The 22,194-nt window shown below is 36.8% G+C and carries 20 protein-coding genes and 1 other annotated feature; of the genes, 15 read left to right on the top strand and 5 right to left on the bottom strand.

Annotation, left to right across the window (positions count from 1 at the left end; translation table 11 throughout):
- Positions 1-11: 11 nt before the first annotated feature.
- From HCJ45_RS02100 to dtd, 13 genes are all read left to right on the top strand, one after another.
- Positions 12-947, top strand: a complete 936-nt coding sequence (locus HCJ45_RS02100) for an L-lactate dehydrogenase (protein ID WP_187123885.1) — start codon at positions 12-14, stop codon at positions 945-947.
- A 122-nt stretch (positions 948-1,069) separates the two neighbouring features.
- A complete protein-coding gene (ruvA, locus tag HCJ45_RS02095; RefSeq protein WP_187123884.1) occupies positions 1,070-1,675 on the top strand; it encodes a Holliday junction branch migration protein RuvA in 606 nt (201 codons plus the stop codon).
- A gap of 15 nt (positions 1,676-1,690) precedes the next feature.
- Positions 1,691-2,698, top strand: a complete 1,008-nt coding sequence (gene ruvB / locus HCJ45_RS02090) for a Holliday junction branch migration DNA helicase RuvB (protein WP_185347456.1) — start codon at positions 1,691-1,693, stop codon at positions 2,696-2,698.
- Positions 2,699-2,701: 3 nt separating this feature from the next.
- Positions 2,702-3,730: a tRNA preQ1(34) S-adenosylmethionine ribosyltransferase-isomerase QueA gene (gene queA, locus HCJ45_RS02085; protein WP_187123883.1), complete on the top strand. Its 1,029-nt coding sequence runs from the start codon at positions 2,702-2,704 to the stop codon at positions 3,728-3,730.
- 85 nt (positions 3,731-3,815) lie between these two features.
- Positions 3,816-4,955: a tRNA guanosine(34) transglycosylase Tgt gene (gene tgt, locus HCJ45_RS02080; RefSeq protein WP_185347460.1), complete on the top strand. Its 1,140-nt coding sequence runs from the start codon at positions 3,816-3,818 to the stop codon at positions 4,953-4,955.
- Positions 4,956-4,987: 32 nt separating this feature from the next.
- Complete coding sequence (gene yajC / locus HCJ45_RS02075) at positions 4,988-5,317, top strand: preprotein translocase subunit YajC (RefSeq protein ID WP_187123882.1); 330 nt, start codon at positions 4,988-4,990, stop codon at positions 5,315-5,317.
- A 142-nt stretch (positions 5,318-5,459) separates the two neighbouring features.
- The gene (locus HCJ45_RS02070; protein ID WP_185347464.1) at positions 5,460-5,771 is read left to right on the top strand and encodes a post-transcriptional regulator; all 312 of its coding nucleotides are present in this window, start codon (positions 5,460-5,462) and stop codon (positions 5,769-5,771) included.
- Between the two features lie 72 nt (positions 5,772-5,843).
- Positions 5,844-8,108 carry a protein translocase subunit SecDF gene (gene secDF, locus HCJ45_RS02065; protein WP_187123881.1) on the top strand — a complete coding sequence of 755 codons (2,265 nt, stop codon included), beginning with the start codon at positions 5,844-5,846 and terminating at the stop codon, positions 8,106-8,108.
- A 96-nt stretch (positions 8,109-8,204) separates the two neighbouring features.
- Entirely contained in the window at positions 8,205-8,549 is a 345-nt protein-coding gene (locus HCJ45_RS02060; RefSeq protein ID WP_185347468.1) for a LapA family protein, read from the top strand.
- A gap of 105 nt (positions 8,550-8,654) precedes the next feature.
- Positions 8,655-11,006, top strand: coding sequence for a single-stranded-DNA-specific exonuclease RecJ (gene recJ, locus HCJ45_RS02055; protein ID WP_187123880.1), 2,352 nt, complete (start codon positions 8,655-8,657; stop codon positions 11,004-11,006).
- A complete protein-coding gene (locus HCJ45_RS02050) occupies positions 10,996-11,517 on the top strand; it encodes an adenine phosphoribosyltransferase (protein WP_187123879.1) in 522 nt (173 codons plus the stop codon). The genes recJ and HCJ45_RS02050 overlap by 11 nt, the downstream gene beginning before the upstream one ends.
- Before the next feature lie 203 nt (positions 11,518-11,720).
- A complete protein-coding gene (locus HCJ45_RS02045) occupies positions 11,721-13,937 on the top strand; it encodes a RelA/SpoT family protein (protein WP_185380670.1) in 2,217 nt (738 codons plus the stop codon).
- Between the two features lie 13 nt (positions 13,938-13,950).
- Positions 13,951-14,403, top strand: a complete 453-nt coding sequence (gene dtd, locus HCJ45_RS02040; RefSeq protein WP_185347474.1) for a D-aminoacyl-tRNA deacylase — start codon at positions 13,951-13,953, stop codon at positions 14,401-14,403.
- A gap of 47 nt (positions 14,404-14,450) precedes the next feature.
- Here dtd and HCJ45_RS02035 read toward each other — a convergent pair whose 3' ends face one another.
- Positions 14,451-15,734, bottom strand: coding sequence for an N-acetylmuramoyl-L-alanine amidase family protein (locus HCJ45_RS02035; protein ID WP_187123878.1), 1,284 nt, complete (start codon positions 15,732-15,734; stop codon positions 14,451-14,453).
- A gap of 159 nt (positions 15,735-15,893) precedes the next feature.
- Positions 15,894-16,120: a binding site (T-box leader), on the top strand.
- Between the two features lie 62 nt (positions 16,121-16,182).
- Between HCJ45_RS02035 and hisS the strand changes: the two genes are divergently transcribed.
- Both hisS and aspS read left to right on the top strand, forming a co-directional pair.
- On the top strand, positions 16,183-17,466 hold the full coding sequence (gene hisS / locus HCJ45_RS02030) for a histidine--tRNA ligase (protein WP_187123877.1): 1,284 nt from the start codon (positions 16,183-16,185) through the stop codon (positions 17,464-17,466).
- Positions 17,467-19,242, top strand: coding sequence for an aspartate--tRNA ligase (aspS, locus tag HCJ45_RS02025; RefSeq protein WP_187123876.1), 1,776 nt, complete (start codon positions 17,467-17,469; stop codon positions 19,240-19,242).
- A gap of 37 nt (positions 19,243-19,279) precedes the next feature.
- Here the strand turns inward: aspS and HCJ45_RS02020 are convergent, their stop codons facing one another.
- The 4 genes from HCJ45_RS02020 to cymR all read right to left on the bottom strand — a co-directional run bounded on the left by HCJ45_RS02020 (position 19,280) and on the right by cymR (position 22,061).
- Positions 19,280-19,660 carry a hypothetical protein gene (locus tag HCJ45_RS02020; protein ID WP_185347481.1) on the bottom strand — a complete coding sequence of 127 codons (381 nt, stop codon included), beginning with the start codon at positions 19,658-19,660 and terminating at the stop codon, positions 19,280-19,282.
- Positions 19,661-19,810: 150 nt separating this feature from the next.
- A complete protein-coding gene (locus HCJ45_RS02015) occupies positions 19,811-20,176 on the bottom strand; it encodes a P-II family nitrogen regulator (RefSeq protein WP_185380675.1) in 366 nt (121 codons plus the stop codon).
- A 13-nt stretch (positions 20,177-20,189) separates the two neighbouring features.
- Complete coding sequence (locus HCJ45_RS02010; RefSeq protein WP_187123875.1) at positions 20,190-21,395, bottom strand: ammonium transporter; 1,206 nt, start codon at positions 21,393-21,395, stop codon at positions 20,190-20,192.
- A 243-nt stretch (positions 21,396-21,638) separates the two neighbouring features.
- Positions 21,639-22,061, bottom strand: a complete 423-nt coding sequence (gene cymR, locus HCJ45_RS02005; protein ID WP_185349315.1) for a cysteine metabolism transcriptional regulator CymR — start codon at positions 22,059-22,061, stop codon at positions 21,639-21,641.
- Positions 22,062-22,194: the final 133 nt, after the last annotated feature.

The following is a 22,194-nucleotide window of genomic DNA, read 5'->3' as shown; positions in this document are numbered from 1 at the left end:
GGAACAAAAAAATGAAATCACGTAAAGTTATGATAATTGGTGCGGGGAATGTAGGAACTGCAGCAGCACATGCTTTTGTTAATCAAAAATTTATAGAAGAGTTAATTCTAGTTGACTTAAATAAAGATCGAGCTGAAGGAAATAGGAAAGATTTGGCGGATGCAGCGGCGTTTATGCCTGGGAAAATGGATATTTCTGTACGTGAGGCAAGTGATTGTGCGGATGTTGATATTGCTGTAATTACCGTAACAGCTGGTCCACTTAAAGAAGGGCAAACTAGATTGGATGAGTTAAAAAGTACTTCTAGAATCGTTAGTAGTATCATTCCTGAAATGATGAAAGGCGGATTTAAAGGGATTTTCTTAGTTGCAACGAATCCTTGCGATATTATTACATATCAAGTGTGGAAACTTTCAGGGTTACCAAGAGAACGAGTGCTTGGGACTGGGGTTTGGCTTGATACGACTAGATTACGACGTTTATTAGCAGAGAAATTAGACATTGCTGCTCAAAGTATTGATGCGTTTATTCTTGGAGAACACGGAGATTCTCAGTTCCCAGTATGGTCACATTCATCGATTTATGGAAAACCAGTGAATGAGTATAGCATGGAAAAACTAGAATATGCACTTGATTTAAAACAAATAGGTGAAGCTGCTCGTGATACTGGCTTTGAGATTTATCATCAAAAAGGTTGTACAGAATACGGAATTGCTGGAACAATTGTGGAGATTTGTCGTCATATATTTAGTGGTAGTCAGCGTGCGCTCACAGTATCTTGTATTTTAGATGGAGAATATGGGCAGAGTAATTTAGCAATCGGCGTACCAGCAGTTTTAAGTCAAAATGGTGTGAAGGAAATAATATCCTTAAAACTAAATAAGGAAGAACAAAAAGCATGGAATCATTCTATCGAGGTTATTAAAGAAAGTATTCAATCCTTATAAGATGACAATAATAATATTATGTAAACAAAAACCAATTTCTTTTATTAACAAAAACTAGTACAGATGTTCCATTTTATGCTATCATATAATGTATGACGTGAAACGAAAAGGGGACGAAAAAATTGTACGATTACATAAAAGGAACTATCACCACAATTACACCAGAATATATCGTTGTCGAAACTGGGCAAATTGGCTATCAAATTATTACAGGAAATCCGTTTTCCTTTCAGCGCCTTGAAGGAACAGAGGCACAGGTATTTTTATATCAGCATGTTCGTGAAGATAATATTTCACTTTTTGGTTTTCAATCAACAGAAGAACGTTACTTATTTAAAAAATTACTAAGTGTTTCTGGTATTGGACCTAAGAGCGCGCTTGCTATTATTGCTTCTGGGGACGTGGTACCTTTAATTACTGCGATAGAGTCAGAAGATGATGTTTATCTAACGAAATTCCCAAGTGTTGGCAAAAAAACAGCACGCCAAATTATCCTCGATTTAAAAGGTAAATTAGCGGATGTTGTAACAAATGAGATTGTTTATAATGCACCAGAAAATGATATGGTTGCAGGACTAACACCATCGTTAGAAGAAGCTGTTTTAGCTTTAGAGGCACTTGGTTATAGTTCAAGAGAATTAAAAAAAGTAATACCAAAATTAGCTAAAGAAGAAAACTTAACGAGTGACTCATATATTAAGTTAGCACTCAGATTAATGACAAAATAGAGAGGAGCTTGTGGCATGGATGAACGAATTATTTCAAGTGAAACGGTAGATTCAGAAGAAGTATCTTTTGAAACTAGTTTGCGGCCACAAACCCTTTCACAATATATCGGACAAGACAAAGTGAAAAATAATTTAACTGTTTTTATTGAAGCGGCTACACTCCGAAATGAAGCATTGGATCATGTTCTCTTATATGGACCACCAGGACTTGGTAAAACGACTTTAGCAATGGTGATTGCTTCTGAAATGGGCAGCCAAATTAAAACAACAAGTGGACCAGCGATTGAGCGACCAGGTGATCTCGCAACCATTCTAACAAGTTTAGAGCCAGGTGATGTTTTATTTATTGATGAAATTCATCGTTTATCACGAGCAATTGAAGAAGTGTTATATCCGGCAATGGAAGATTATTGCCTTGATATAGTCATTGGAACTGGTCCAACAGCGCGATCAGTACGACTTGATTTGCCTCCGTTTACACTAATTGGTGCAACTACTCGTGCTGGTTTGTTATCAGCGCCACTTCGAGATAGATTTGGTGTGATTGACCATTTAGAGTTTTATACAGAAGAACAATTAACTGAAATAGTCTTAAGAACAGCGAATATTTTAGATACAAAAATAGACGATTTAGGCGCTCGAGAAATTGCCAGACGTTCAAGAGGAACCCCACGGATTGCCAACCGGTTATTAAAGCGTGTTCGAGATTTTGCACAAGTTAGAGGAAATGGAACCGTTACAGAAAAATTAGCAAAAGAAGCACTCACTTTACTTCAAGTGGATCCACGAGGATTAGATACAATTGACCAAAAATTACTTCATACAATCATTCAGTCATTTCGAGGTGGGCCTGTTGGACTTGATACAATTGCAGCAAGTATTGGTGAAGAACGTGAAACCATTGAAGATATGCAAGAACCCTATTTACTCCAAATTGGCTTTTTACAAAGAACGCCAAGAGGACGTATTGCGACGGAAATTGCTTATAAACATTTAGGAATAAGTTATGAAAAAGAGGTATAAAGCATGAGAGTAGAAGATTTTGATTTTGAATTACCAGAGGAATTAATTGCACAAACCCCATTACTTGATCGAACAGCAAGCCGATTAATGGTGTTAGATAAAGTATCCGGTGAAATAGAAGATCGGCATTTCACAGATATATTAAGCTATTTGAATAAAGGAGATGCACTAGTACTAAATGATACTCGTGTCCTTCCAGCAAGACTTCATGGTATAAAAGAGGAGACAGGTGCGCATATCGAAGTGCTACTACTTAAACAAAAAGCAGGAAATACTTGGGAAACTTTAGTAAAACCAGCGAAAAGAATTCGTCAAGGCGCGACAATTACTTTTGGAAATGGCGCATTAACTGCCACATGTCTAGAAGAATTAGAACATGGCGGACGAATTTTAGAGTTCTCTTATGAAGGGATATTTTATGAAGTTTTAGAACAGCTTGGAGAAATGCCACTACCGCCATACATTAAAGAACAACTGGCGGATCAAGATCGTTATCAAACCGTTTATGCAAAAGAAAATGGCTCTGCTGCGGCACCTACAGCAGGACTTCATTTTACAGAAGATTTACTGGATAAAATTAAAGCAAAAGGCATTGAAATTATTTTTGTAACGCTCCATGTTGGGCTCGGGACTTTCCGGCCGGTGGATGTGGAAGATACGGAAAATCATAAAATGCATTCCGAATTTTATCGCTTAACAGAAGAAGCGGCAGAGCGAATTAATACGATAAAAGAAAATGGTGGGAAAGTAGTGGCAGTTGGAACTACTTCAATAAGAACTTTAGAAACTATTGCAAGCCGTCATAACGGAAAGTTAGTCGCTGAATCTGGTTGGACAGAGATTTTTATCTCCCCAGGCTATACTTTTCAGGCGGTAGATGCTTTAATTACTAACTTTCACTTACCAAAGTCTACATTAATTATGCTTGTATCCGCTTTATCAGATCGGAATAAAATTTTAACAGCCTATAACCATGCTGTAGAGCAACAATATCGCTTCTTTAGTTTTGGTGATGCGATGTTTATTCATTAAATTGCGAAAAAATAATATAAAAGCTTGTTTTCGTACGCATTTTTCGTTATGCTAGTGAATAGAGTAAATAAGAAAGAGGTAACACATGTCTGCCATTCGTTATGAACTAATAAAAACAGATAAACAAACAGGTGCTCGTCTCGGTAAAATCCATACACCGCACGGCACATTTGATACGCCTATGTTTATGCCAGTTGGAACACTTGCAACGGTAAAAACAATGTCGCCTGAAGAGTTAAAAGCGATGGGCGCAGGAATTATTTTAAGCAACACCTATCACTTATGGTTACGTCCTGGTGAAGAGCTAATTAGGGAAGCAGGCGGACTACATAAATTTATGAACTGGGATCAACCTATCTTAACCGATTCAGGTGGTTTTCAGGTGTTTAGTTTGAGTAAAATGCGTGATATCAAAGAAGAGGGCGTTCATTTCCGTAATCACTTAAATGGAGACAAACTTTTCTTATCACCAGAAAAAGCAATTCAAATTCAAAATGCACTTGGGTCAGACATTATGATGAGTTTTGATGAATGCCCACCATATCCAGCTTCACATGAATATATGAAAAAATCAGTAGAGCGAACATCTCGCTGGGCTGAACGTGGCTTAAAAGCACATGCAAGACCAGAAGACCAAGGTTTGTTTGGTATCGTCCAAGGTGGAGCTTACGAAGATTTAAGAGCTCAAAGTGCCAAAGACTTGGTTTCGCTAGACTTTCCAGGATATTCAATCGGCGGGTTATCGGTTGGTGAGCCAAAAGATGTTATGAATCGTGTTTTGGAACACACTACACCGCTATTGCCAGCTAATAAACCACGTTATTTAATGGGCGTAGGTTCACCTGACTCATTAATTGATGGTGTGATTCGTGGGATTGACATGTTTGATTGTGTTCTACCTACTCGTATAGCACGTAATGGTACTTGTATGACATCCAATGGGCGCTTGGTAATTAAAAATGCTAAGTTTACACATGATTTCCGTCCAATTGATGAAAATTGTGATTGTTATACTTGTAAGAATTACTCCCGTGCATACATTCGACATTTGATTCGTTGTGAAGAAACTTTTGGAATTAGACTTACAACTTATCATAATCTTCATTTTCTGTTAAACTTAATGAAGCAAGTTCGTTCCGCTATTATGGAAGATCGTCTTGCTGATTTTAGGGAAGAATTTTTTGAGCAATACGGATTTAATCGTCCTGATGCAAAAAATTTCTAATATATATAAAGTATCGAAAGGAGTTGGAAAATATGGGCGGTATTGTAACATTTATACCAATTATTTTGATGATTGTTCTGTTTTATTTCCTATTAATCAGACCTCAACAAAAACGTCAAAAAGAAGTACAAAATATGCAAAGTAGTTTAGCGAAAGGTGATAAAATTATCACTATTGGTGGACTTCATGGTGTTGTAGAAGCAATTGAAGATGGCACAGTTATTTTAAAATGCGGAAACAGCAAATTAACATTTGACCGTAATGCAGTAAGAACTGTACTTGAAAAAGGCAGCGCGGTTTCTACTCCAGCTGTTGCAGAAACAACTTCTGATGACACTGAAGTTACTGAAGACAACAAATAATAAGCAAACTAAAAATGCCATTTCCCTTTAAACGGTGAAATGGCATTTTTTAATCATCATATTTTAGAGCTTATACTTCCCATTTAGCTGATTTTTAGATAAAATGGGAATATGCTTATTGTTTAAGAAAGGGGATGACTTGATGACGGATTCATTTTCAGCTTGGTATGAGGATTTAGAACCAGCGATTTTAATCAAAGTGGAGGATTTTCATATATTAGGCTACCGAGAAATCAAGGCCAGCCACATTTGGGCATTTTTAACAGAAGAAAAATGGAAAAATAGACCTGCCCCAGCTTTGCATGAAAGAATAAATGACGTTATGCAAATGAAAATTGGACAATTAATGCAATTTATTACGAAGACAGCTGAACAACAATCAAATAGCCATATTTCAACAGTAGAAAGCGAGCTTCAACCGAATATGGAAGATGAACAGTCTGCTGACAAATGAGTACATAAAGCGTAACAATTTGTTGATAGACTGGATTTGTTATGGTTTAGATGAGGGAGGAACGAAACAAAAATGGTAAAAAAGAGTAAGATAATTATATTCTTTCTAGTAGTTGCAATTATCTTTGGTGCTGTATTTGGCACCGCAAAAATGGTTATGCAAAACATTAACCTTGGTCTAGATCTTCAAGGTGGTTTTGAAGTTCTTTATGAAGTTTCACCTGCTGATGGAGAAGGAACTGTATCTAAGCAAACGCTAACAGATACTGTAACAGCACTCGATAAACGGGTTAATTCATTAGGAGTGGCGGAACCAAGTATTCAAATCGAGGGAGATAACCGTATTCGAGTTCAACTTGCAGGGGTAACTGACCAAGCAGAAGCAAGAAAAATGTTATCCACCACCGCCCAGTTATCATTTAGAGATGCAAATGACAAAATGATGATGAATGGTAGTGACCTTGTTGCAGGGGGAGCAAAACAAGCATTTGATGCAAATAACAATGCAATCGTTACCTTAAAACTAAAAAGTGCAGATAAATTTGCTGATGTAACCAAAACCATTTTAGCAGAAGCACCTGATAATCAATTAGTTATTTGGCTAGATTGGAAAGAAGGACAAAAATATAAAGTCGAACGTGAAAAGGAAAATCCAGCTTACTTATCGGCACCAAATGTAAGTAGTGTTCTTGATACAGATAAAGTGGAGATTTCTGGTAATTTTACAACAGAAGAAGCGAAAGATTTAGCAGATCTTCTTAATGCTGGGGCACTTCCTGTTCAAATGAAAGAAGTGTATTCTACTTCTGTTGGTGCACAATTCGGCCAAGATGCATTACAAGAAACTATTTTAGCTGGTATTATTGGTGTTATTGCAATCTTTATTTTCATGATGGCTGTATATCGTTTACCAGGTGTGATTGCTTCAGTGACACTTATTGCATACACTTATTTAGTTCTACTAATACTAAGTTTACTTCATGCCACACTAACTCTTCCAGGGATTGCAGGATTGATTCTGGGGATAGGTATGGCTGTTGACGCGAACGTAATCACCTACGAGCGGATAAAAGAGGAAATCAAAGTTGGAAGGTCGACAAAAGCTGCCTTTGAAGTTGGTGGAAAAGAAGCGTTCCGTGCAATTTTGGATGGGAACTTAACAACATTAATTGTAGCCGGAGTACTATTCTATTTTGGTACAAGCTCGATTAAAGGTTTTGCAACAGTGCTGATTATTAGTATTTTAGTGAGTTTCTTGACTGCGGTATGGGGATCAAGATTCCTTCTTGGACTACTAGTGAAAAGTAACTGGCTTAATAATAAACCTGCTTTCTTTGCAGTTAGACGTAAAGATATTCATAATTTACATGAAGGCATTAACAGCTTTAACTTAAAAACACATTTTGATCGTTTTGATTTTGTTAAACATCACCGATTATTCTTATCTATTTTCGCTGGAATAGTCATTATTGGGATCGTTATACTCTCTGTGTTCCGATTGAATTTGGGTATTGATTTTGCCAGTGGGACTCGAGCAGAAGTCACTGCTGACCATACTTTAACAGAAACACAAATTAAAAAAGACCTAGATAATATTGGCATGCCATCTGATGATATTGTTTTTCAAGGCTCTGGTTCAAAAACAGCCGTTGTTTCTTATAAAGGAACGTTATCACAAGATGAAGTAGCTAAATTTAAAAATTATTTTGAAGACAAATATAAGCATGAACCAAGTATTAGCACCGTGTCGCCAACTGTCGGAAAAGAACTTGCAAAAAATGGTTTCTTAGCGCTTGGAATTGCATCGATATTAATCGTTATTTACATTGCAATCCGCTTTGAGTTTTATATGGGAATTGCTGCGATTTTATCCTTACTATTTGATGCATTTATTATCTTTATCTTCTTCAGTATAACAAGGCTGGAGGTAGATTTAACCTTTATTGCTGCGGTTCTAACAGTTATCGGTTATTCGATAAATGATACAATAGTCACCGCTGACCGAATACGGGATATTAGTACGAAAATGCAGCGTTTCAAAACGAAAGAAGAGATTGCCGATGCTGTTAATAAGGCATTACGTCAAACCTTCACTCGTTCGATTAATACTATTCTAACAGTTGTTTTCACAGTTCTTGCGTTAGTATTATTCGGTAGTGAATCCATACTAAACTTCTCGATTGCTTTACTTGTTGGGCTTGTATCTAGTGTATTCTCCTCGATATTTATGGCGATGCAACTTTGGTACGTATTTAAAGCAAGACAACTACGCAAAAAAGGTCCAATTAGTACAGTTAAAAAGAAAAAACAACGTAATAATGGACAACCTGTAATTTAAAAAAGATGGCCGAATTTCAAAGAAGGGAATTCGGCTGTTTTTATTAGGATGGAAACGGGTAAATACTAAGATAATCATGGCGAGGAGGAGAAAAAGATGAAAGAAAACAAAATTCAATGGCAAGTGATTGTCGGAATTATTTTAGCACTTATTATTGCGATATTCGCTGTTATTAATGTAGATCCAGTAGAAGTTAATTTCTTATTTCTTCAAGCAGATTGGCCACTTATTTTAATTATTTTAGGCTCAGTGCTTTGTGGTTGTTTGATTATTTTCTTCTTAAATATTACTAAATCACGCAGTATGAAGAAAAAATTAAAACAATTAACGACAGAAAAAACAGAATTAGAGCGTCAACTAGCAGCTGCAAAGGCAATGAAAACTCATTCGTCCCAAGTAGAAAAACGCGAACCGGATAAAAATGCAAATACGACTAAATAAATAGTAAAACGTCAACTTTTAATGTTGGCGTTTTTTGTTTTGCAGATTCCTCTTGGTTTTTCGAGTGATTTTCGATATAATAGGAAGGTTGAGAGGTGGGGTAATGTGATTGATTCAAAATACTTATGGAATATCGAGGAAGCTGAAGAAGAGAAAGCTATTCAATTAGCTGAACAACTAAAAATTTCACTTCCACTTGCAAAATTACTTTGGAAAAGAAAGATTACAACGCAAGGACAATTCGATAAATTTTTCCACCCAGAAAAATATCAAAGTTACGATCCATTCTTATTTGCTGAAATGGATTTAGCAGTTGCTCGAATTAAGAAAGCAATCGAATTAAATGAACAAATGCTTATTTACGGTGATTACGATGCGGATGGTGTTACAAGTATTGCAGTACTTATGAAAACATTGCGGCATTTAGGTGCGAATGTAGATTTTTATATTCCCAATCGATTTACAGAAGGTTATGGTCCTAATATCGCGGCTTTTGATATGGCGAAAAATCAAGGTGTGGATTTAATCATTACAGTAGATAATGGTATCGCCGCACTCGAGGTTATGTCGCATGCTAAGGCAATTGGATTAGATGTTATTGTAACGGATCATCACGAGCCAAGAGAAGTGATGCCAGAAGCAGTCGCCGTTATTCATCCAAAACATCCTAAATCAGCTTATCCATTTGACGAACTAGCTGGTGTGGGGGTGTCTTATAAATTATCTCATGCGCTTCTTGGGGAAGAACCTAAAGAATTGCTCGATTTAGTTGCAGTTGGTACGGTTGCCGACTTGGTTTCCTTAACAGATGAAAATCGAATGTTTGTGCAACAAGGTTTGCGTCAATTGCGTGAAGGAGCGAACATCGGCTTAGCTGTTTTAGCTAAAAAAGCTAGTTTGAAATTAGAAGAAGCGACAGAAGAAACTATTGGCTTTGGACTCGCTCCAAGACTGAATGCAGTTGGACGGCTTGGCCCAGCTGATCCAGCAGCCGACTTGCTGTTAACAGAAGATCCCGAAGAAGCTCTTTTTCTAGCAGAAGAAATTGATGATGCCAATAATGAACGCAAACAAATTGTGGTAGATACTACAAAACTAGCGATTGAAGCCATTGAAGCAAAGGACCATCTTGGGAAAGTTTTAGTAGTTAGTGGTGAAGATTGGAATACTGGAATTTTAGGGATTGTTGCCTCTAAATTAGTGAATATTTATTCAAGACCGGCAATTGTATTAGGGATAGATTCGCTTACTGGAGTTGCAAAAGGTTCTGGTCGTAGTATTGCCTCTTTTCACTTATATCAAGCGCTTAATAATCATAGAGAGCTAATGACTGCTTTTGGTGGTCACCCGATGGCTGCTGGGCTTACTTTGCCAGTAGAAAACTTAAGTGAGCTAGAAATGAAGTTAGAAGAGGAAGCAAATCTTCTTAAAGAGGAAGATTTTCGTCAGGCACTACAAATAGAAGAGCGTATCCATTTAGCTGATGTTTCAGTTTCTTTCATTACGCAATTAGAAAAACTAGCACCCTTTGGTATGGACAATCCAAAACCAATATTTCTACTAGAAGGCATGCATTTAAAAGGGACAAAGCGAATTGGTGCGGATAAAACACATTTAAAAACAATGCTTGGTAGTAAGAAAAGCGATGTTACCCTTGATGCAATTGGTTTTGGTGTAGGGGACTTAGTAGAAAAAATTGCTCCTTCAGCAGAAGTGGATGTTGTCGGTGAGTTATCTATAAATGAATGGAATAATATTAAAAAACCGCAACTTAGAATGATGGATGTTCGTATTCCACACTGGCAACTTTTCGATGTGCGAAACAAGGCGGAGTGGTCACGAATTCTCCAAGAAAAAACAGATTCACGTATATATATTTGTTTTAAAGAGCGAACAACGGTAACACTAAAGGATCAAAACTACCTTTTAGTCGATGAAAATACGGATTTCAAATTAGCGATTCAAGCGGATGAACTTGTTTTTGCAGATATTCCAGCAAACGTCGAAATAATTGAAGCAATTGTACGCGAGATAAAACCGGCGCGCATCTTTGTTCATTTTGACGCGGTTGAAGGGAATCAAATCCCAGCAATCCCGGATCGTACAGCATTTGCTGAGTTATATAGCTTAATAAAAAAATTCCAACCATTTCCTATTGAAAAATACACCCCTCGTTTAATGCAAAAATTTGGTTGGAACAAAGAACAAATTGATTTTATGTCAAACGTGTTTTTTGATTTAGAATTTGCTAAAATGGAAAGTGGTCAGATTATCGTCAATCAAGTAGTTGGAAAACGTAATCTGGATGAGTCACTTGTTTATCAACAAAAAGTAGCAGAAATTACTACTCGTAAAAAATTGTTATACTCTAACTACAACGAAATTCATAGTTGGATGAAATCAATGATGGAAACATCAATTTACCCGAATGCGGAGGAACTTGAAAATGGAAATTAAAGATTTAGAGAATTACGTAGCGATTGTTAATGATTGGCCGAAAAAAGGGATTGTTTTTAAAGATATTACTCCTTTAATGAATGATGGAGAGGCTTATCGATTTGCTACAGATAAAATTGTTGAATATGCCAAAGAATTAAAAATCGATATTATTGTTGGACCTGAAGCACGTGGATTTATTATTGGCTGTCCAGTTGCTTATGCGCTTGGAATCGGTTTTGCACCAGTTCGTAAACCTGGTAAATTACCACGTGAAACCATTGAAATGGAATATGATTTAGAATATGGTACTAATAAATTATCAATGCATAGTGATGCTATCAAACCGGGTCAACGTGTGTTAATTACAGATGATTTACTTGCAACAGGCGGAACCATTGAAGCTACTATAAAATTAGTAGAAGAACTGGGTGGAATTGTTGCAGGTTGTGCATTTTTAATTGAGCTAAAAGAATTAGAAGGCCATAAAAAATTAAATGGTTGCGATCGCTTAATCTTAATGAAATTATAAAATTTAAACTACTCCTGATATTTTAGGGGTAGTTTTTTTAAGAAAAATACCAAATCAATTAGAAATTGTGAAAAAGCAAGGAAAAGTGCTTTATAAATAAAGTAGCCTCATGCTATAATATTAGACAAGAATCTTTTTCGAACACTCAATTATGGGTGTTTTTAAGTTGTGTACATGACAAGTAGATAAGAGGGTGAATGTAAATGGCGAAAGAACAAAATCTGACAGCTGAGCAAGTCATTGATTTGGCTTCTCATTATATGAATCAGGAACATCTTGCGCTTGTAAAAAAAGCGTATGAATTTGCGCGCGATTCTCATAAAGAGCAATTTCGTAAATCAGGTGAGCCGTATATTATTCATCCAATTCAAGTTGCCGGCATTTTAGTAGAATTAAGAATGGACCCCTCCACAGTAGCATCTGGTTTTTTACATGATGTGGTTGAAGATACTCCAGTCACACTTGCCGATTTGGAAGAAGCATTCGGTAGTGAAGTGGCCATGCTTGTAGATGGGGTTACTAAACTTGGTAAAATAAAATATAAATCGCATGAAGAGCAACAGGCTGAGAATCACCGGAAAATGTTTATTGCAATGGCACAAGACATTCGTGTTATTCTCATTAAACTAGCTGATCGTCTACACAATATGCGCACATTAAAGCATTTACCAGTCGAAAAGCAGCGTAGAATTGCGAATGAAACTTTAGAAATTTTTGCACCACTTGCACATCGCTTAGGGATTTCTCGCGTAAAATGGGAACTGGAAGATACAGCGCTGCGTTATTTAAATCCACAGCAATATTATCGTATCGTTCACTTGATGAAACAAAAGCGAGATGCAAGAGAGCGTTATTTGAATGATGTTATTGATGGTGTTAATGAAAACCTCGATGAACTTAATATTCAAGCAGACATTTCTGGACGACCAAAACATATTTATTCCATTTACCGAAAAATGACGGAACAAAATAAACAATTTAATGAAATTTATGATTTATTAGCCGTTCGGATTGTTGTTAGCAGCATTAAGGACTGTTATGCGGTGCTTGGAATCATTCATACACGTTGGAAACCAATGCCAGGTCGCTTTAAAGATTATGTTGCGATGCCTAAATCAAATATGTATCAATCAATTCATACGACTGTAATTGGTCCTCAAGGCGAGCCACTCGAAGTACAAATTCGAACACATGAAATGCATCAAATCGCTGAATATGGGGTTGCAGCACATTGGGCTTATAAAGAAGGAAAAGTAGTTAATTCAAAAACTTCTTTTGATAATAAATTAACTTGGTTCCGAGAAATATTAGAATATCAAAATGAATCAGATAATGCAGAAGAATTTATGGAAAGTTTAAAACTCGATTTATTTTCAGATGTTGTGTATGTGTTTACGCCCAAAGGAGATGTGTATGAGCTGCCAAATGGCTCTGTGCCACTTGATTTTGCTTACCGCGTGCATACGGAAATTGGTAATAAGACAATTGGCGCAAAAATTAACGGTAAAATTGTCACTTTAGATTATAAGCTAAAAACAGGCGATATTATTGATATTTTAACTTCCAAACATTCTTATGGACCAAGCCGTGATTGGTTGAAACTCGTCCAGACATCTCAAGCTAGAAATAAAATTAAACAGTTCTTTAAACGACAAGCTAAAGAAGAAAATGTCGAAAAGGGACGTGACTTAGTAGAAAAAGAAATTAGACAACTTGGATTTGAGCCTAAAAAAATTATGTTACCAGAAAATCTTCGTAAGCTTGCAGATAAGCTGAATTTTTCTCATGAAGATGATCTTTTTGCGGCTGTTGGATATAACGGTATTACAGCATTGCAAGTTGCTAATCGATTAACTGAAAAGCTTCGAAAAGAACGTGAACTTGAGGCGGAAACAGAGAAACTACTCACTCAAACCGAAAACAAACCTTCTAATTCAGACGCCAATAATGAAAAATTGAAAATCAAACATAATGCAGGTGTTGTCGTCCAAGGTGTGGGTAATTTACTCATTCGACTTTCGCGTTGTTGTAATCCCGTACCAGGAGATGAAATAGTTGGTTATATTACTAAAGGTCGTGGAATTTCTATTCATCGCCAAGATTGTCCCAATGTCCAAACAATTGAAGCAGAACGGTTAATTGAAGTAGATTGGGAAGACGCAGATTCTCAAGCGAAAAATGATTATAACGTGGATATCGAAATTTTCGGATATAATCGTAATGGTCTACTAAATGATATTCTGCAAGTTATTAATAGCTTAACTTCGAATATTAATGGCGTTAATGCCAAGGTAGATAATAATAAAATGGCGACACTAGTTGTTACGCTTCAAATTCATAATATCAATCATCTGCAACGAGTGGTAGATAAAATCAAACAAATTCCAGATGTCTATACAGTGAGACGTTTAATGAATTAAAGGAGTGAAAGAGATGCGCGTGCTACTGCAAAGGTGTTATGAGGCTTCCGTAAGTGTGGAAGAAGAAGTAATTAGTGAGATTGCTGGAGGGCTTTGTTTGCTAGTTGGATTTACACACAGTGATACTCCAGAAACCGTTGATTATATGGCGAAAAAAGTGACTGGATTACGAATCTTTGAAGATGATTCAGAGAAGATGAATATCTCTTTAGCAGAACAAGGTGGGGCGATTTTAAGCGTCTCTCAGTTTACCTTATATGCCGATGTAAGTAAGGGGAAACGTCCTAGCTTTACAAAATCAGCACCAGGAGAGAAAGCAGAAGCACTTTATGACTTATTTAATACGAAACTTGCAGAAGCAGGGTTCGTCGTTGAGACAGGCGTATTCGGCGCTTTTATGGACGTAAAAATTATCAATCACGGGCCAGTTACGATTTTGCTCGATTCAGAAGAAATGGGTAAATGAAAAAGCAATCATTTAGAAGAAACTAATCTTCTAAATGATTGCTTTTTTTAGTTAGAGAAATAATCGGATAAGCCGTCTACTACTGCATCTGCAATTTTACTTCTATAAGAGGCGGAATTAATATTTCGTTCATCTTTTGTAGAACTTAGATAACCAAGTTCTAGAAGTACAGCAGGTTGAGAGTTTTCTCTTAAAACATAATAATCGCCAACCCTTGCCCCACGGTTAGAAGTAGGGAGTTCTTTGCCAAGGCTTGTATTAATGCTTTTAGCGAGCGCTTTATCATTATTATCATAATAATAAGTCGTTTGACCGCTTACACCAGATTTGTTGTCTTCTAAACTATCAAAATGAAGGCTAATAAATACGTCGGCATTATTTTTAGCCGCTTTATTTGTGCGTGATTTTAAAGAAATGTATTCATCGCTATCTCTAGTTAAAATTACTTTCGCACCATTAGCTTCGAGTTTGGACTTCACTTTGTTGGCTGTTTTTAACGTCATTTCTTTTTCAATGGTTCCTGCTGCGCCTTTTGCACCGGGATCATTACCTCCGTGACCAGGATCAATCACAATAGTTGCTTCGGATAATTTGGTCGTTTTACTTTTTGGCGTAGCTGTTTGTCCTTTATTCGAGACATCGACAACCCAGTTAGCGACATAACCGGTTGTGCCACTTGTTGTTCTGATTTGATACCAGTCACCTTGAACTCCTTGAATAGCAAAACTTTGACCGGAATTAGCTTTTTCAAGTACAGCACTATTTCGGCTTGCATCGCTTCGAATATTAGTGGAGTCTTCACGAATTGTAACAGTTTGCAGATTACTATCATCTACTTTTGTTACAGATTCACGAATATCTAAGTAGGTGGAACTAGCCCAAGCACTTTTTCCTTGATATTGGATTTGTGCCCAACCATTTTGTTGACTTGTAACGGTTACTTGATCACCGTTATTAAGTAAGCCGAGTGATTTACTTGAGGTACTTGGTTTTTCACGTACATTTAAACCGCCATCCGAAGTGACAATAGCGACACTGTTACTTGCTGCACTGACTTCTGTATTTTCAACTAACCAGCTTGCAACCCAACCACTGTTACCATTATCTAATTGGACTTTGTACCACTGATTTTCTTCACCGACTACCCGGAGTACTTCATTTTTTCTGGCTTGGCTTGTTACATCATAGGCCAATCCAGGACCGCTGCGGACATTTATGACTTCTGCTTTTACGACGACAGAATTTGCGTTCGCCATAGCAATTGTTGTAACAATACCTGCTGCAATCAATAAAATGGAGACAACGGTAATAAAAATGAATTTATTCTTCATTTAAAGCTGACACCACCTATATACTCATTAACTTTTATCTGACAGTAAAATGTTACCATAAAATGCGCTTTCATGGAACTAGAAAGTAAGTTTTTATAAAAATTTTGACAAAATGTTGACTTTTCTATGTGTTTTTAGTAATCTTAGAATAATTCATATTTAAAACTAGCGACAGAGAAAAGTAAGGAAATCCCTGCTATAAAGAGAATTTATCCCATTTGGCTGAAAGGATAAAGATAGTCATATTTTCTGAAAAGACACTCTCGAGGTTTCTTGTTGAATAGTAGTAAACAAGAACGTATTCAGGCGTTAACTGACTTAAGTGAGGACTTTTTTAGTTCTAATTAGGGTGGTACCACGGGTGTAAATAAACTCTCGTCCCTTGTTTTTATAACAAGGGGCGGGGGTTTTTCTTTATATGTTGAAGTAAATAAGGAGGGAAAGAATTATGCAATTACCAAGAGGGACACGTGATATTTTACCAGAAGAGGTAGCAAAATGGCATTTTCTAGAGCGTGAATTTGCAACAGTTTGTGAAAACTACCAATATCAAGAAATTCGAACACCTATTTTTGAACATACTGAGCTGTTTGAACGAGGAGTTGGCGATTCTACTGATATTGTCTCAAAAGAAATGTACACTTTTCAAGATAAAGGCGGTAGAAGCCTCACTTTACGACCAGAAGGAACTGCTTCGGTTGTTCGTGCTTTCGTTGAGCATAAATTATACGGTGATGTGAGCCAGCCAATCAAAATGTATTATAATGAACCAATGTTCCGCTACGAACGCCCACAAGGAGGTAGACAACGCCAATTTACTCAAATGGGAATAGAAGCAATCGGTAGTGATGATGCCTCAATTGATGTAGAAGTTATCTCCCTTGCGATGGAGTTTATTACTCGCATTGGTTTGCAGAATATCAAATTGGTCATTAATAGTCTAGGCGATAAAGAAAGCCGCTTAAAACATCGTGAGGCATTAGTAAGTCATTTTGAGCCTCATATAGATGAATTTTGTTCTGAATGCCAAGTGCGATTACACAAAAATCCACTGCGTATTTTAGATTGTAAAAAGGATCATGACAATCCACTTATCCAAACAGCACCCTCTATTTTAGATTATTTAAATGAAGCATCCACTTTTTATTTTAATAAAGTCCAAACATATTTGCATGCGCTAGAGATTCCATTTGAAATTGATCCAACAATGGTTCGCGGACTTGATTATTATAACCATACTACTTTCGAAATTATGAGTGAGGAAGAAGGATTTGGTGCTAAGACAACCCTTTGTGGCGGTGGGAGATACCACGGCTTAGTGAAAGAATTTGGTGGTCCGGATACACCAGGAATTGGGTTTGGTCTGGGTGTAGAACGTATTTTATTAGCTCTTGAAAAAGCAAATATCCAAACTCCAGCGAAAAAACCATTAGAAGTTTATGTTATTACTGCGCAACCAGAAGCAGAATTAAAGGCAGTCACACTTGTAAATAAACTTCGGAAAAATGGTATTAGTGCAGAAAAAGACTATTTAAAACGAAAATTAAAGGCGCAACTCAAAGATGCAAACCGAAAAAATGCTGTTTATACGATTATTCTTGGTGAGGAAGAACTGCAATCCGGTAAATACCAATTGAAGAACATGGAAACTGGTGAACAAGAATCTATTTTTGAAGATAATTTAGATATAGTAATACAAAAGAAGTTAATAGATACCAAGGAGGAGAAGTAAATGGAGAAACGTACAAGTTACTGCGGAGAGTTAAATGAAGCTCATATTGGGCAAAGCGTCATCCTTCATGGTTGGGTACAAAAACGCCGTGATTTAGGCGGATTGATTTTCATTGATTTGCGTGACCGAGAAGGCATTGTACAGGTGGTCTTTAACCCAGAAGCATCTAAAGAAGCGCTCGAGGTTGCAGATAGTGTAAGAAATGAATTTGTGGTTACAGTTAAAGGGAAGGTTAGTGCCCGTGCTGAAAATGCCATTAACGAAAAATTAGCAACTGGGAAAATTGAAATTTTTGCAGAAGAAATTACTATTTTAAATACATCGAAAACGCCACCATTTTATATAGAAGATGGCGTGAATGTTTCAGATGAACTTCGCTTAAAATATCGTTATTTAGATTTACGTCGTCCTGAAATGAATAATATTTTCAAAATGCGTCATACTGTTACTAGAACATTTAGAAATAAATTAGATGCGCTTGGTTTCTTTGATATTGAAACCCCTTATTTAACCAAAAGCACTCCAGAAGGGGCGCGCGACTATCTTGTACCAAGCCGAGTTTATCCAGGTAATTTCTATGCATTGCCACAATCACCACAAATTTTAAAACAATTGTTAATGACTGCTGGATTTGATAAATATTACCAAATCGTTCGTTGTTTCCGTGATGAAGATTTACGTGGGGACCGCCAGCCGGAATTTACCCAAATAGATTTAGAGACAAGCTTTTTAACAAAAGAAGAAATCCAAGCTATCACGGAAGATATGCTTATTGAAGTAGTGAAAGAAGCAAAAGGTATTCAAATTCAAAAACCTTTCCCACGAATGACTTATAAAGAAGCAATGGATCGTTTCGGAAGCGATAAACCTGATATACGATTTGATATGGAATTACAAAATGTTTCAGAGGTTGTAAAAGACGTCGATTTTAAAGTATTCCAATCAGCGGTAGAGAGTGGTGGCGAGGTAAAAGCCATTAATGCTAAAGGAGCGGCAACTAATTTTTCTCGTAAGGATTTAGATGCGCTAGGTGTATTCGTTGCTAGCTACGGTGCTAAAGGCCTTGCGTGGCTCAAAGTGGAAGCTGGAGAATTAAAAGGCCCGATCGCTAAGTTCTTCCAAGCGGAAAAAGCGCAAGAATTAATGAAAGTTTTACAAGCAGAAGACGGAGATTTATTGCTATTTGCTGCTGATAAAGCAGATATTGTTGCTGCTTCTCTTGGCGCATTACGTAATAAACTCGGAAAAGAGTTACATTTAATTAATGAAGAAGAATTAGCCTTTTTATGGGTAACTGATTGGCCATTATTTGAATACGATGAAGAAGCGGGACGTTATGTTTCAGCACACCATCCGTTCACATTGCCAAAAGAAGAAGATATTCCATTGCTTGAAAACGATTCTTCCAAAGTGATGGCAGAGGCCTACGATATTGTGTTAAATGGTTATGAAATTGGTGGCGGTTCGCTTCGTATTTATAAAAAAGAAGTGCAAGAATCAATGTTTCGCGCGCTTGGTTTCACAGATGAAGCGGCAAGGGAACAATTTGGCTTCTTAATGGAAGCGTTGGAGTATGGTACACCTCCGCATGGTGGCATCGCACTTGGTTTAGATCGTATTGTGATGATTTTAGCCGGAAGAAACAACTTGAGAGATACAATCGCCTTTCCTAAAACAGGAAGTGCAGTAGATCCTCTTACTAATGCGCCGGGTGAGGTTAGTGCAGCTCAACTTGCTGAGTTAAAACTGGAAACAGTAAAAAAAGAATCAAACTAAAAAAAGAATCCGAGTTCACCACTCGGATTCTTTTTTATTAAAAATCATCACTTAATGCTTGAATATTTTCCACTTGAACTTTATTTACTAATAATCCTTGATTGGAATTATTGGACCAAAAAGGACCGTCCAGTTCTTTCGCTTCATCGGAGCTGATTTTATTTTTATTATAAAAAGTGGCTTCCACATTGTAGCGATTCCCTTTTTTTACAGCATTCCAGCTCTCCTTAGAAAGTGGTAGCGTAACTGCTTTGTTTCCAGCGCCATCAATTGTGCCTGTGACAGTATTGTCTGTTCCTTTATCATCCACAACGAAATTGAAGGTAATATCTACTTTAGACGATGCATGTTGATAAAGATAATAACCGCCAAAAAGAAGTATGGCTGCTAGAAGGGTGAAAATGGGGATTTTACGCATAGGGAAATTTGCGCCTCCTTATCTGTACTTAACGTTCTTCCTTTTTCATTATAAGTGTAAAAACCTAGAAGGGGAAGTGGTAAATGCCATTTCTCATTGATTTTTTAGAAAAGAGGCCCCATTTTTAATTAATTCACCATTTTAACTATTTTATTTTTGTGGTTTATCTTGTAATGCATCCACACCTGTTTCGCCAGTGCTAATTTTTACAACTTCAGTAAGTGGATAAATAAATACTTTTCCATCGCCAGGTTCGCCGGTTCGAAGTGTTTCTTTTACAACTCGAAGTACATCCTCTACAGGTACGGTAGATACAACAATTTCAATTTTCATTCGTTCATGAATGTTACTTTCTTTTTTTGTACCTCGGTAGAGCTCGATAAATCCTTTTTCTAGACCAGTTCCAAGTGCTTTTGTCACGGTTAAACCACTGACTCCGATTTTAGCAAGTTCTTTTTGGAAAAGGTTAAAACGGTTTGGACGTGTAATAATTTCGATTTTAGTTAATCCTAACATATTGTTACCTCCCTTATTCTTGATACGCTTTTTCACCATGTAATGTTAAATCAAGTCCTCTATATTCTTGCTCCTCATTTACACGGATTGGCAAGAATAATTTGATTACTACAACAATTAAGGCGGTTATAATAGCTACATAAGCCACTGTGGAACCAATTGCGATGAATTGCTTCACTAGTAAAGAAGCGTTGCCGTAAAATAGACCGTCTGCACCAGCTTCATTTACTTTAGTGGTAGCAAATAGTCCAGTTGCAATACCTCCCCAAATACCACCAATTCCGTGCAATCCAAACGCATCAAGCGCATCATCATATTTCACTTTTCCTTTTAGCCAAAATACTGCCCAGAAGCAAAGTGCGCCACCAAGAAAACCGATAATTAGTGAACTTGAAACCGTGACAAATCCGGCAGCAGGTGTGATTGAAACTAAACCAGCGATTGCACCTGAAATAGTACCAAGCATGGTTGGTTTTTTGTTAGTTAACCACTCGACTAGTCCCCAACCAATGATACCCGCTGCAGCTGCCGTATTAGTATTGACAAAAGCCGTCATCGCTATATTATCAATTGTTAAGGCGCTACCAACATTAAATCCATACCAACCAAACCATACGAGAATTCCACCGATTAAAGCGAGAGGTAAATTATGAGGAGAAGCAGAATCCGCTTCTTTACGACGTCCTATCATAATTGCAAGGACTAAACCAGTAACCCCAGAACTTATATGAACCACATTACCACCAGCAAAATCTAGTGCGCCAAGTTCTCTTAACCAACCACCATCGCCCCAAACCCAATGAGCAACAGGGGAGTAAACGAGTAATGACCATAAAATGATAAATAATAAATAAGCGGAGAAGTTCATCCGTTCTGCAAATGCCCCAGAAATGATAGCTACCGTTAAAATAGCAAAAGTCATTTGAAACATCATAAATAAAATGTGTGGAATAGCATCTGAGTAAGTATCATTTGCGGCAAATCCGACATTATGAAGGAAAGTCCAATCAAAACTACCGATAAAACCATTTCCTGGTGCAAATGCCAAGGAGTAACCAACTATAACCCAAAGGATGGAAATAAGTGCCATCGAGCTAAAACTATACATTGCTGTACTTAACACATTTTTGCGTCTAACCATCCCACCATAAAATAAAGCAATTCCTGGTGTCATTAACCAAACCAATAAAGTACAAAAGAACATAAATACTGATTCCATACTCAACTCTCCTTTTGTTAGATAAGCTAACATAAATTATTTTATTTATGCGTTTATAATACACTATTTTTAAATAAAGGCAAGAATTATTTATCAATTCGGTTAAATTGGTTAGATAATCTAACATGAAACGATTTCAATTGTTTAATTCGGCTGATTTATTCAGAATAATCAGATATATAGATACGCTAAATTCCACTTTGATGACAGATAAAAGAGCCTATCCGAAAACAGGCTCTTTTTTTAAATATAAAACATATATCCATCTGCCAATTCAGTATCGGAAGTGTGTTTTAATAAATCTGCGAGTGTTGTTTGATCTAACACATCACGTACAGCATTTCGCATTCTCGTCCATAATTCGCGTTGTGCTGCTTCTTCATCCTCCATACTTTCTACAAGAACAATAGGTCCTTCTAATGTTCGAATGATGTCACCCGCTGTAATTTTTTCAGGATCACCATTTAATACATATCCGCCATGAGCTCCGCGAATACTTTTTACAATTCCGGCATTACGCAAAGGGCCAATTAATTGTTCTAAATAATGCTCTGATAAATTTTTTTCTTTCGCAATACTACGAAGAGAGATGGGACCTGCACCGATTCGTTTAGCGAGTTCAAGTGTTATTGTTAAGCCATAACGGCCTTTAGTTGTAATTTTCATTTCATTTAACCTCCATTAATTTAAGGAAAACACCTATACCTCATCTATTATATCGGAATTACCAAAAGAAGGCAAAGGAAATAAGTAGGTGAACGTACAGATGTTCTTATGTTATAATAAAAACAGTAAAAGA

It is taken from the genome of Listeria immobilis (genome assembly GCF_014322845.1).
GTDB classification, from domain to species: domain Bacteria; phylum Bacillota; class Bacilli; order Lactobacillales; family Listeriaceae; genus Listeria; species Listeria immobilis.
The sequence above is the reverse complement of the archived record's forward strand: the minus strand, read 5'-3'. Positions and strand labels throughout refer to the sequence as shown.